The organism is Pseudoalteromonas tunicata (genome assembly GCF_002310815.1).
Taxonomy (GTDB): domain Bacteria; phylum Pseudomonadota; class Gammaproteobacteria; order Enterobacterales; family Alteromonadaceae; genus Pseudoalteromonas; species Pseudoalteromonas tunicata.
This window is the reverse complement of the sequence record NZ_CP011032.1, coordinates 300,225-313,620: the sequence shown is the minus strand read 5'-3', so window position 1 is coordinate 313,620 and position 13,396 is coordinate 300,225. Positions and strand designations below refer to the sequence as shown.

General features: G+C 40.7%; 10 protein-coding genes. 3 read left to right on the top strand and 7 right to left on the bottom strand.

The window, feature by feature from the left end; all coding sequences use genetic code 11:
- Nucleotides 1–33 precede the first annotated feature (33 nt).
- Together PTUN_RS01435 and PTUN_RS01430 are read right to left on the bottom strand one after the other, a co-directional pair.
- On the bottom strand, nt 34–1,101 hold the full coding sequence (locus PTUN_RS01435; RefSeq protein ID WP_040643779.1) for a hypothetical protein: 1,068 nt from the start codon (nt 1,099–1,101) through the stop codon (nt 34–36).
- Between the two features lies 1 nt (nt 1,102).
- The gene (locus tag PTUN_RS01430) at nt 1,103–1,720 is read right to left on the bottom strand and encodes a paraquat-inducible protein A (protein WP_009837895.1); all 618 of its coding nucleotides are present in this window, start codon (nt 1,718–1,720) and stop codon (nt 1,103–1,105) included.
- 182 nt (nt 1,721–1,902) lie between these two features.
- Here PTUN_RS01430 and adhP point away from each other — a divergent pair, with 182 nt between their 5' ends.
- The 3 genes from adhP to PTUN_RS01415 all read left to right on the top strand — a co-directional run bounded on the left by adhP (nt 1,903) and on the right by PTUN_RS01415 (nt 4,607).
- Nucleotides 1,903–2,916 carry an alcohol dehydrogenase AdhP gene (gene adhP, locus PTUN_RS01425; RefSeq protein WP_009837893.1) on the top strand — a complete coding sequence of 338 codons (1,014 nt, stop codon included), beginning with the start codon at nt 1,903–1,905 and terminating at the stop codon, nt 2,914–2,916.
- Between the two features lie 116 nt (nt 2,917–3,032).
- Complete coding sequence (locus tag PTUN_RS01420; RefSeq protein ID WP_009837892.1) at nt 3,033–3,782, top strand: hypothetical protein; 750 nt, start codon at nt 3,033–3,035, stop codon at nt 3,780–3,782.
- A gap of 93 nt (nt 3,783–3,875) precedes the next feature.
- Complete coding sequence (locus PTUN_RS01415; protein WP_009837891.1) at nt 3,876–4,607, top strand: hypothetical protein; 732 nt, start codon at nt 3,876–3,878, stop codon at nt 4,605–4,607.
- 107 nt (nt 4,608–4,714) lie between these two features.
- Here PTUN_RS01415 and acnB read toward each other — a convergent pair whose 3' ends face one another.
- The 5 genes from acnB to PTUN_RS01390 form a co-directional block, all read right to left on the bottom strand.
- Nucleotides 4,715–7,312, bottom strand: coding sequence for a bifunctional aconitate hydratase 2/2-methylisocitrate dehydratase (gene acnB, locus PTUN_RS01410; RefSeq protein WP_009837890.1), 2,598 nt, complete (start codon nt 7,310–7,312; stop codon nt 4,715–4,717).
- Between the two features lie 252 nt (nt 7,313–7,564).
- Nucleotides 7,565–7,966, bottom strand: coding sequence for a hypothetical protein (locus tag PTUN_RS01405; RefSeq protein ID WP_009837889.1), 402 nt, complete (start codon nt 7,964–7,966; stop codon nt 7,565–7,567).
- Between the two features lie 123 nt (nt 7,967–8,089).
- Entirely contained in the window at nt 8,090–9,040 is a 951-nt protein-coding gene (gene lhpI, locus PTUN_RS01400) for a bifunctional Delta(1)-pyrroline-2-carboxylate/Delta(1)-piperideine-2-carboxylate reductase (protein WP_009837888.1), read from the bottom strand.
- A gap of 9 nt (nt 9,041–9,049) precedes the next feature.
- On the bottom strand, nt 9,050–10,129 hold the full coding sequence (locus tag PTUN_RS01395; protein ID WP_009837887.1) for a M24 family metallopeptidase: 1,080 nt from the start codon (nt 10,127–10,129) through the stop codon (nt 9,050–9,052).
- A 156-nt stretch (nt 10,130–10,285) separates the two neighbouring features.
- Nucleotides 10,286–13,393: an efflux RND transporter permease subunit gene (locus PTUN_RS01390; RefSeq protein WP_009837886.1), complete on the bottom strand. Its 3,108-nt coding sequence runs from the start codon at nt 13,391–13,393 to the stop codon at nt 10,286–10,288.
- Nucleotides 13,394–13,396: the final 3 nt, after the last annotated feature.

Genomic DNA, 13,396 nt, shown 5'->3' with positions numbered 1-13,396 from the left:
TTTTTATAGTTTGATCTAGAGACGTACTGATGATTATTGTGCGCTTAATTTACTCATATCATAAAGTTGCGCATACGACACATTCATAGTGTTGATGTTAACCTGCCCCTGATTTAATAAAGTATCTTGAGTGCCAGGACCTGATACTCGCCAATTAAAACTAGGTAATGCCGCATCAATAGTCTCGGTTGTAAAGCTTAAATCAATATCCAAATGCTCAATTTGCTTTTCTTCATTGATTGCGGTTTTATAAAGAGAAAAGGCATAACGAGTTCCCATCACATTGATATGGCCGTTAAATTGATGCTTATTTTCATGATAGATATACCGATAATCAACCTCTAGCTCTGGAGTTTGCTCCGCCACTAAAGATTTGTCGAAAATAAAGTTAAGCTGCGCTGTTGTAGCTGAGGTTAATTGAGCAAACTCAGTGCTTAAAATTGGTTTATCTAATGCGTGTAATGCGCCAATTTTACTTTTCACATCAACAATAAAACCAATGCCATCATTAGCTTTTTCAAGTGGCCAAGTTAACGCGCCTTGCTCTAGCTTATTTGACCCTGCACTATCAAATAACGATTGTAAAATGATCTGATTATCTTCTTGTTTTGCTAACTCAAGATTACCACCGAGCTTAAATTTCAACTCATCAGAAAAGTCATCATTCACCGCAGCAATTGAGGTCTGGCAAAAACCCGTCAGCGATAACTTACTAAACCGAGAAACCGCCAATTGATCTGTTGCTTGTTTACAATCGAGCGCCAAATTTTTCGCTAAATTGACCGACTTCAGTTCGTTTAAATCAGTCAGTGGGGTTAATGATGTGACATCATTATGGGTGAGCACTAAACTAGCAAGTGAAGTAAACGTCTCTAAACCATCAAGTTTAGTAATTGGCGATTCTTGTGTTCCCGGGCAATTGAGTGAGCTTATTTCATAGGTATATTCATACTGATTGTCTTCGACTAGCTTGTCTATACACGCTTTAATTTCTTTATCGGCAAAACTAACATCGGCTATTTTAATTGGGTCATCATCAGAGCATGCAGCTAACAACAACGAACTAATACCCACAGCGATGAGCTTTTTATTTCCAAACATTTTAAACATCCTTTTCTTTGTGGCTTCGCGAGACAAAATAACCCGATAAAATAGCGCACAGACAATAACCAACAAAATACCAAAACCCAGCACCAAGCTCAGCTTTCATAATCAACAATTCACCCATTTGACCGTCTGCATTCCCGGCCAAATAGGTCACAATCAGCGCTATAACAAAGACATCTGCCATACTCCACTTACTCACCAATTGCGTAAAACGCCCAACTAAACGCTTAAATTTACATGGGTGTAATAAGGAATACAGTAATTGTGATAACAGCTTAATTACCGGCACAATCACAGCAAAGAGCGCCACTAAACAGGCGACTAGCAGGTTATTGTTAGCTTTAAGCTCATTCACCGTACCCCAGATGCTGCGAGTTTTTTGATATACCAGAACCTGACCTTCTAATTGATCAAGCCCCAACATGCCCGATACCATTTGTAACATGCCGCGCGAACGGCTATTGCCATCTTCGGCCAGCATTTCAATGCCAGCTTGCGCTAGCTGTGATTTTTCAATATGACCCTCTAAAGTGAGCACAGGTAAAGTAATGCCAGGTATCAACAAGACAAGCGCCAGCACAATCATAAATAACGAAGCAATCTTTTGTTTCATACCCTAAACAGACTCTAAAAACGGTAATAACGAATGCTAACACTGTGTTTTTTCGCTGTCTGTGCTTTTTTGTAAACAAATTTAACAAGCACAATTAACGAATATTGAGCCATTATTTGATCTAGTTCCGATTTTTATTCTGGTATTTACTTATCATGATAATAATTAATTTGGAGGATGATATGAAAGCAGCTGTGACTTATGGTTATAAAGAACCCCTGGTAATTGAAGAGCGCCCGACCCCAACATTAAATCCAAAAGATATTTTAGTGAAAATTCACGCCTGTGGTGTCTGTCATACCGACTTACATGCATGCCATGGCGATTGGCCTGTTAAAGCCAAATTACCTTTAGTGCCAGGCCATGAAGGTGTAGGTGAAATTGTTGCACTCGGTGCCCAAATAACCCATTTAAAGATTGGCGACCGTGTCGGTATTCCATGGCTCTATAGTGCATGTGGTCATTGTGAGTATTGTTTAAGCGGTAACGAAAACCTGTGCTTAGCCCAACAAAATGCAGGCTATTCGGTTGATGGTAGCTATGCGCAATACTGTAAAGCGCACGGCGACTACGTAATTAAAATTCCTGACAATTTAACATATGTTGAAGCAGCACCTTTATTTTGTGCTGGCGTTACGACGTATAAAGCGCTCAAAGTTGCCAACATTAAACCTGGCGACTGGGTGGCTATTTTTGGCGTGGGTGGTTTGGGCCATCTTGCTGTGCAATATGCTGTTGCAATGGGTTTCAATGTTGTGGCGGTTGATACCGGAGCTGATAAATTAACTCTAGCCAAAGAGCTTGGGGCAGAAATCTGCCTTGATTTCAAAACCGATGACGTTATTGGCCAAATCCTCAAACAAACCCAAGGGGTGCATGCGACAATTTGCACTGCGGTCAGTAAAGCCGGATTTGAGCAAAGTTACCGGGCCATTCGCCGTGGCGGGAAATGTGTATTGGTCGGTCTACCACCAGAAGATATGCCGATTCCTATTTTTGATACTGTACTGAACGGCGTCAGTATCATCGGCTCAATTGTCGGCACTCGCCAAGATTTAGTTGAATGCCTAGATTTTGCCGCTCGCGGTAAAGTTAAAGCCATCACCATTGAAAAATCACTTGAAGATATCAATGACATCTTTAATGACATGATTGCAGGCGAAATTAACGGCCGCGTCGTGATGAAAATGTGCTAAGCAAAGCAAATTGGGTCAGTTCAACAACAAGGTTAAACTGACCTTACAATTTTTGATAACAAACTCCTTGTTCAGTTGTATTATTGTGCGAAATTGAACTAAAAAAGAAGCTTTATATGTCACGCCACATTTTATTATTAGCAGCTGGATTATCGTTAACCGCCTGCCAAACAACTGAATTTTTACCCTTAATGCCTCATTCACCAGAATTTGTCGGTTTAAGCAATCATTATCCCATTACACTCAACAAAGGTTTTTGGCTTGAAGATAAACTTAATGTCTCCGTCGGCCCTTTTTCTGTATCAAACATGGACATTAGTTGGCAAACCAGCACTGCATCTGGCACCTCAATTGGTATAGACAAGCTTGGCTATAATGATCAAAGCGTGAAAAATGAGCAATCTTTTAGCTACCAACTGAACAGCTCTGCAGGTAACAGTCAAAGTCGCTGTCGCCAAAGCATTCGTTCAAACGAGCAATCTTGGTCATTCAATGCTCATTTTTCGCTGCCACTCAACTTTGATGCCAGTTACAGCTACCATTGTCAATTTGGCGCAGCAAGCCAAACATGGCAACTGCTTATTTTGGCTGATAATTATGGTAAAGCGGAATTCCAACTTTATGATCAAAGCAATAATCACTATGAAATTAGGCCAGTAAATTACGATTTAATGCCCATACCACATCGCACGTTTATTGGTTTTGAATTATTAAAAGGGACTGAAAAACTCGCAGCTGTCGCGATGAATGAGCCAGGTGATATTTGGATTAATCAAGCATTACCACAAGCAGAACAAGACTTACTGGTGAATGCGCTGCTCAATTTATGGTTTTTTAAACATGCGCTTGATAAAAATATCAATTAAGCCGCTTTAATTTCAACAAAATAACCCAGCTCAATTATCACTATTACAAATAGGAGATATAATTAATGTCTATTTGTTTGATAAGGATAAAAAATGAAATCATCTATTTTATTACTCCCAAGTTTAAGCTTGGTTGCTTTATTAGCGACATCAACAAGCGCTGAAGCCAGCCCTGTCGGTGTCAGTTTAAAAGCGGGGACTTTAGGTGCTGGTGCAGAATTAGATTATCGTTTTAATGAAAACTTTAACTTACGCCTTCAAGCAAATACTTTTAATTACAAAGACGATTTTGAAGAAGATGACATTAATTACTCAGGTAAAATTGATTTATCAACTGCCGGTATTTTATTAGATTGGCGCCCATTTAGTGGCACGTTTAGACTTACTGGTGGTTATTACATTAATAATAATGAAATCAAAGCAAATGCTAAAGATGCAAGCAATGAAGGCTATGAGTTGGGGGATGTTACTTATTTTTCAGATACTGCCAACCCATTGTCACTTAATGCGAACATGGAGCTTGGTAATTCAAGCAGTGGCTATTTAGGTCTTGGTTGGGGTAATGCAACCGATGCAGGCTGGATGTTTTCGTTTGAGTTAGGTGTGTTATTTGCCGGCAGTCCAAAAATCGACCTCTCAGCCAGTGGTTCTGCTGTGGTCTATATTGATGGTGCCGCTAATTATTTTGATGTTTCAGATACCACAAACCCATTAGTACAAGAGTTTAATGCCAACTTAATTACTGAAAAAAATAATTTAGAAAAAGATATTTCTGATTTTGAGTTCTACCCCGTGATTACATTAGGTGTGGGTTACCGCTTTTAAGTTTTCAAATAATATATCAATATTTTTGCCGACAAAAATTTTATAAGTACTCTTAAAACAAAAAGCCGATGCATTATCGCATCGGCTTTTTTAAGCCTTTAATAAAATTAAACGGCTTGTTGAACAATCACTTTATCTGCCTTTTTAGTGTACTCAGGCATACGGTGGAAGTTCAAATAACGGTAGGTATCTGCTGCTGTAGCATTGATTTTTGCCGCATATTCTTGGTATTCAGCTGGTGTTGGTAATTTACCAATAATTGCAGCAACTGCCGCAAGCTCAGCTGATGCTAAGAATACATCTGCACCTGTACCTAAACGATTTGGGAAGTTTCGTGTTGAGGTCGACACAACCGTTGCTTTATCAGCAACGCGCGCTTGGTTACCCATACACAATGAACATCCTGGCGTTTCAATACGCGCACCAACACGACCGAAAATACCGTAGTAGCCTTCGTCCGTTAATTGGTCTTTATCCATTTTAGTTGGCGGTGCAACCCATAAACGTGTTGGTAATTGGCCTTTGAAATTATCCAGTAATTTACCTGCGGCACGGAAGTGACCGATATTTGTCATACATGAACCGATGAATACTTCATCAATACTTGCACCTTGCACATCAGATAATAAACGCGCATCGTCTGGATCGTTTGGCGCACAAAGAATTGGTTCTTTAATATCGGCTAAATCGATATCGATAACGTGTGCGTATTCTGCATCTGCATCAGCCTCCATTAACTCTGGATTAGCTAACCAATCTTGCATTGCATTAATACGACGCTCGATAGTACGTACATCACCGTAACCTTCAGAAATCATCCACTTAAGCATCACGATATTTGAGTTTAAGTACTCAGCAATTGACTCTTTAGATAGTTTAACTGTACAACCTGCTGCTGAACGCTCTGCAGATGCATCTGATAATTCAAACGCTTGCTCAACGGTTAAATGTTCAACACCTTCAATTTCTAAGATACGACCTGAGAACTCGTTGATTTTGCCTTTTTTCTCAACAGTTAATAAACCATTTTTAATCGCAAAATAAGGGATTGCATGCACTAAATCACGAAGCGTGATACCTGGTTGCATCTCACCTTTAAAACGAACCAAAATAGATTCTGGCATATCAAGAGGCATTACACCTGTTGCAGCAGCAAATGCAACCGCACCCGAACCTGCCGGGAACGAAATACCTAATGGGAAACGAGTATGTGAATCACCACCAGTACCCACTGTATCTGGTAATAACATACGGTTTAACCACGAGTGGATTACACCATCACCTGGACGAAGTGATACACCACCACGATTCATAATGAAATCAGGAAGTGTATGGTGAGTGTTTACATCAATTGGTTTTGGATATGCCGATGTATGACAGAAAGACTGCATAGTTAAATCTGCAGAGAAACCTAAACAAGCTAAATCTTTTAACTCATCACGGGTCATAGGACCTGTAGTATCTTGCGAGCCTACGGTTGTCATTTTTGGTTCACAGTATTGACCTGGGCGAATACCAACTACATCACACGCTTTACCAACCATTTTTTGCGCAAGCGTGAAGCCTTTAGTTGAGACTTCAGTGACTGCTGGTAAACGGAACGTATCTGCAGCAGACAAACCTAATGATTTACGTGCTTTGTCTGTTAAACCACGACCGATGATTAATGGAATACGGCCACCAGCGCGTACTTCATCAAGGATCACTTCTGATTTAAATTCAAATGTTGAAATAACATCATCAGTACCATGACGTTTAACCACACCTTCGTATGGATAAATATCAATTTGATCACCCATGTTGAATTCATCAACATTTAGCTCAATAGGTAACGCACCTGAATCTTCCATTGTATTGAAGAAGATTGGCGCAATTTTGTTACCTAAACAGACACCACCAACGCGCTTGTTTGGTACAAATGGAATGTCATCACCCATAAACCAAAGCACAGAGTTAGTTGCAGATTTACGTGAAGAACCAGTACCTACTACATCACCAACGTATGCAAGTGGTAAACCTTTGGTATTTAACTCTTCAAGTTGCTTGATAGGACCAACTTCGCCTGCTTTATCAGGGTTGATACCATCACGCTCATTTTTTAGCATCGCTAAAGCATGAAGTGGAATATCTGGGCGCGACCATGCATCTGGTGCAGGTGATAAATCATCAGTATTAGTTTCGCCAGTTACCTTAAATACTGTAACTGAAATTTTTTCAGCAACAGCAGGCTTACCAGTAAACCATTCTGCATTTGCCCAAGACTCAACAACTTGCTTAGCATGCGCATTACCTGCTTTTGCTTTTTCTTCTACATCGTAAAAAGCATCAAACATTAATAATGTATGTGATAAACCTTTAGCAACAATTGGAGCAAGCGCTTCGTCATCTAGTAATTCAATCATAGGGGCGATGTTATAGCCACCTAACATTGTACCTAACAACTCTGCTGCGTACTCTTTGCTCACTAATGGAGAGCTTGCTTCACCTTTAGCTACAGCCGCTAAAAAGCCAGCTTTGATATAAGCCGCATCATCCACACCTGGTGGTACACGATTAACTAATAAATCTAAAACGAATTCTTCTTCGCCTGCAGGTGGAGTTTTAATTAATTCAATAAGGTCTGCAGTTTGTTGCGCATCTAATGGCTTAGGTACGATACCTAGCGCGGCACGTTCTTCAACGTGTAAACGATATTCTTGAAGCACAGTATTGTCCTCTTGGTGACGTAATAATATCCCCTATTACTCTAGCATGAGTCGGGCATAATTATTGAGAAATGAGTGTTAAAAACATGCTAAGTATAAGGTTTTTCAAGTTAGATGAAAATTAACTGAGATAAGCGCCTATTTATATTCACTATAAATTTGGTGAATAGTACTATTCACTTAAGGCTATTTTGATGAATAATATTTAATTAAGAATTATTTAGATTTAATAATTCAGCACCTATTGTACTGTTAAGCCACAATCAGCTGAGCATAAAACACCACAAAAATCCCAATCACCATAAAAATAACGCCTATAAAAGGATTCCTTAAGGTGTGCATTTGGGCCCGGTTAGGTGCATTTGGATCGACCAAAAGATGACTCTCAATTTGTTCAAGATAATTGTTATAAAAGTGTTTATTATAATTCATCATCACACTTAAACGCTGTTGCTCAAACGAGTATTCAACCAGCATTTGCTGATTGACTGTCTGAGCAAAAGGCATTGCTTTATTACTTGAGACTAACGTAACCGCCTCAACTTTACATACTCGCCATGTGCGCTTTTTCATACTTTGCAACGCTTGGCGAATAAAGGGTTCCACCCCTAAAAATAAAATCACAACACCAAGCAGGGTTAACTCTAATTTCATATTTTCATCCTTTTATTATTGTTTTTAGGATTAAATGAAGTGCTTTAAAACATAGGCTTGTTCGAATTGAATTTGCGCACATCTCAAGCAAAAAACAGCGCCAAACTCACTAAAAACCGATGTCTATAGTTGATTAATCACTTTTTTATATACCGAATGGGCTGCCACTAAATCGCTCAAAGCGGTACCGACTGATTTAAATAACGTTATTTCGCTATCACTTTGGCGCGCATATTCTTTATTTGCGCATAATGAAGCAAGTTCAGCTTTAATATGTGCCTCCGTTATGACGCCTGCTGCAATTGGAATTAACAATTCACCCGCTTCATTCATCACATTGGCGATACTATCGAGATAAACACTCGACTTAAGCACTGTTGCGGTATCGCATTCTCGATATTCACTGTGGTGATTGCCAATTAAATCAATATGCACCCCAGCTTTTAGCCAAGCACCGTCAAATAAAGGCGTTTTTGAGCCAGTGGCGCAACTAATAATATCGGCGGCAGCAACAGCCGATTGCAATTGTTGGCATAAAGTGAATTCAACTTCTGGATATTGTGGCTGTAGTTGTTCTATTAACACCTGCGCTTTTTCGTGATTTCGTGCCGCTATAACTACTTTTGTTAGCGCCCGAACACTTAAATGCGCCTTGATCATAAAGCTTGCTAAGTTACCTGAACCAAAAAACAGTAAGCTTTTACTATTTTCTCGCGATAAATAACGCGACGCCAAAGCCGATACCGCAGCTGTGCGCCAATAAGTAACCGATGTACCATCAACCAGTGCTAGTGGCACACCATGTTTGCGGTCAAATAACATAATCTTTGAATAGAGCGATTCATAGCCTTGCGCTGCATTTTGTGGAAAATAAGTAAATGACTTCACCCCGATTACGTCATCATTCCAAGCTGGCAAAACTGCAAAGGCATTATGGGCTGCATCACCAGGGAGCAGCTCAAATACTTGACGCTTAGGCATCGAAAAATGACCGGCAAACCCTCGGTCGAGCGCATCAATTAAACTTGGAAAATCAAAAGCCTGCTCAACTTGTGTTTTATCAATTACTAGCATATCACTCTCTTAAATTTCAAAAGGTTTTGGGGCATGAGTTAATACTTGGCAGCCCGTATCTGTAATTAAAAAATCATCCTCTAAACGCACACCGCCAAAGCCTGGAATATAAATTCCCGGTTCAATGGTAACAACATTGCCCCGTTGTAATTGATACTCTGTTTTGGCGTTTAAAAATGGCTGCTCGTGTAAAAATAAGCCCACTCCATGACCTAACCCTTCGCCCTGCCATTTGGCATAAGGTGATGCATCAAGCACCGCTTTAGAAGCAAAATAGACCTGTGCACTAGTTACACCAGGTTTTAATGTGGCAATGGCAGCGTGTTGCGCTGCAGCAACCGTATCATAAATCGCTTTTTGCTCAGCACTGGCCGCGCCTAAAATATAACTGCGCGTCATATCAGAACGATAGCCATTTACTACCGCTCCAAAATCAAGAGTAATAAAGTCACCCGCTTGTAATTTTTGATCACCCGGCACCCCATGAGGTAATGAAGTACGCGCAGAAAATAACATGATGGTATGAAATGCCATACCTTGTGAGCCAAGCTTTTGCATGCGATATTCAAGTTCAAGTGCGACATCACGCTCGGTTGCTCCGGCCGTAAAATAAGGCATGGTTTCATTTAATGCTTGATCGGCAATCGCTGCGGCAAGGGCAATTTGTTTTATTTCCCACTCATCTTTAATCATTCGTTGTTGTTCGATCAGCCCAACTATCGGACTCAGCGTAATACCCGTTAAAGATTGAACGATATCTTGCCATGCCTGGACGTTAATAAACGCGGCATCAAAACCTAAATGCTCAATATTAAGCAGATGACGTTTGATACAAGCGCCCAAGCTTTCGTTATCACGGTCGCGGCAAATAACTTCAAAGCCCTGACACTCAGACTGGGCGCGCTCGAAATAGCGGTAATCTGTAATCAGAAACTGATGCTTTTCGGTCATAATCGCGTACGCAGCATTGCCAGTAAAACCGGTTATATACTGAATATTTTCATGGCCTAAAATCAGTAAACCATCTAATTTATTTACTGCTAAAGAGCACACAAGTGCATGCTGGCGCGTACTAAAAATACTATTCATATCAACCAAACCTATCGAGTCATGCTCGTGATATTAAACAAAGCAATACCATTCAATATTGCATACAATATTCCAAACCAGGAAAATTCGCAAGCGCTGAGTCAATCAAAATAAAAAAGCCCTCAATGGGTAAGGGCTAATCTTCGCTTGATTTTTTTAGAGCCTCTGGCGGCGCTTTAATAAGTAAAACCCTATGGGGATCAATAACATTGATACTAATGGACTCAATATCATCCCACCTAGCATAGGTGCAGCTATTTTTTGCATCACCTCATTACCAGTGCCTGCACCCAGCATAATGGGCAGCAAACCAGCAATAATAGTTAATACCGTCATTGCTTTAGGGCGTACGCGTTGTACCGCCCCTTGCTCAATGGCCAATACCAATTGTCCTGCGTTTTTTTGCCATGCTTGATTAAGGTAAATCAGCATCACGACACCAAACTCCGCTGCAACGCCCGCCAGCGCAATCATGCCCACAGCTAAAGCAACCGACAATTGATAATCAAGCCAATATACAAACCAAACTGAGCCAGCAAGTGCGACAGGTAATGTGAGCATCACCAGCAATGCTTGAGTAACAGAGCCAAAAGCTAAATGCAAAATCACAAAAATGATTAATAGTGTAATTGGAATAACATACAATAACTTCGCTTCAACTCGTTGCATATATTCATATTGACCGGCAAAACTTATGGTGTATTTAGCTGGCAATACCAACTGTTTATCAAGCGCCGTTTGAGCGGTGCTTATGTAATCACCTAAGCTGACATCAGATTTAATATCAATAAATGTCCAAGCAATGGTGCGGCCATTTTCACTTTTAATTAAAGCCGGACCATCTTTAATCACGATATCTGCAACTTGTTCAAGTGTTACCCATGCACCACTCGGTGTCACAAATGGTAAAGTCGCTAAACTTTCTATTTGATCGCGATAACGACGAGGGTAACGCAAGTTAATTGGGTAGCGCTCCGTACCCTGAATTGATTCACCAATATTAGCGCCGCCTAAAGCAAATTTTATTATTACCTGAATATCATTGATGCTCAGCCCATATTTAGCTGCATCAGCACGCCTTGGCACAATATCAATATACCGACCCGATTGTGCCCGCTCAGAATAAACCGAACTGGTAGCAGAAAGAGGCGCCAAAATCGCTTCAATTTGCTGACCGATTTGCTCAATGACCGCCAAATCAGCCCCCGATATTTTAATACCTACAGGGGTTTTAACGCCGGTTGACAGCATATCAATGCGCGTTTTAATCGGCTGCACCCAAGCATTGGTTAATCCGGGAAACTTAATTTTGCTATCAAGCTCGGCAATAATGTCATCAAGAGTGATGCCTTCGCGCCATTCTGATTTCGGCTTTAATGCAATTGTGGTTTCAAGCATAGTCAGCGGTGCAGGATCCGTTGCTGTTTCTGCACGGCCAACTTTACCAAATACCGAGGCCACCTCGGGCTGAGTTTTAATTAACCTATCGGTTTGCTGCAAAATTGCGCCAGCTTGTGCAATCGAGACTCCCGGTAATGTTGTTGGCATATAAAGTAAGTCCCCCTCATCAAGTTCGGGCATAAATTCAGCGCCCATTTTACTGAGTGGATAATAACTTGAGGCACCAATCAATAGTGCAATCACAACAACAGTCCAAGGTGCTTTTAAACAGACACGTAATATTGGTTTATAAATAGTAATTAATCCGCGATTTATCGGATTTGCTGATTCGGTTGGAATTTTCCCTTTCACTAAAAATCCCATTAATACCGGCACTAAAGTAATTGATAATAATGCTGCTGCCGCCATAACAAATGTTTTTGTATAAGCAAGTGGCGCAAAAAGCTTTCCTTCTTGTGCTTCAAGCGCAAACACAGGAATAAAACTTAACGTAATTAAGAGTAAAGATAAAAACAAAGCCGGTCCGACTTCAATGGAGGCAGTTTGAACCAACTGCCAATGCTCAGCCCCTTTAGCGCTTCGACCATGTTGTTGCTGAAACTCATCTAAATGCTTGTGTAAATTTTCAACCATGACTATAGCGGCATCTACAAGCGCACCTATCGCAATAGCGATACCACCTAAACTCATAATGTTGGCATTAATCCCCATGGCTTTCATGGCAATAAATCCCATCAAAACAGCAAGAGGTAAGCAAATCACAGCAACCAAAGTTGAGCGCACATGGAGCAAAAAGATAAAACAAACCAATACCACAACCAGCATTTCTTCAATGAGTTTAGTTTGTAGCGTTGTAACTGAGCGCTCAATCAAAAGGCTGCGGTCGTATACTTCGGTAATGACAACACCATCAGGCAGGCTGGCTTTAAGGCTATTTAACTTTGCTTTTACACCCGCAATAGTCGTTAAGGCATTTTCACCATGACGCATCACAACAATACCACCGACTACTTCGCCTTCACCATTTAGTTCAGCAATACCACGACGCATTTGTGGGCCAAGGCGAATTGTTGCAACGTGCTCCAATAAAAGTGGTGTACCTTGCTCACTGGTAATACCCAAAGGGATCGTTTTGAAATCAGTCAAGCTTTTTAAATAACCTTGACTGCGTACCATATATTCCGCCTCTGCCATTTCGAGCACTGAACCACCAACTTCTTGGTTTGCTTGCTCAATCGCTTGTTTTACTTGCTGTAAGGTCAAGCCATATTGCATTAAGCGAAGTGGCTCTAAAACAACTTGATAGGTTTGCTCCACGCCCCCCACTGTTGCGACTTCACTCACGCCTGCAACCGATTGCAATTCAAATTTTAAAAACCAATCTTGTAAGGATTTTAATTGCGCCAAATTATGCTGACCGCTCGGATCAGATAACGCATATTGATATATCCAACCAACCCCAGAAGCATCAGGGCCAAGTACTGGCTTAGCTTCTGGCGGTAATTGTGCTGCAACCTGACTCAAATACTCTAAAACGCGAGAACGCGCCCAATACAAATCAGTATTGTCTTCAAAAATAATATAAACATACGAATCGCCAAAAAAAGAAAAACCTCTCACCGTCTTCGCTTTTGGCACTGCCATTAAGCTGGTTGCCAATGGGAAAGTCACCTGCTGCTCAATGAGTTCAGCGGCCTGTCCGGGATAACTGGTTTTAACGATGACTTGAATATCCGATAAATCAGGAATTGCATCGAGCGGCGTTTCCTTAACCGCTTTAATACCCAAAACCACACAAAGTAATGCGATTAATATCACCATCATTTTGTGTTTTAAGCTCAGGCTTATAATTGCTTTTAACATTTT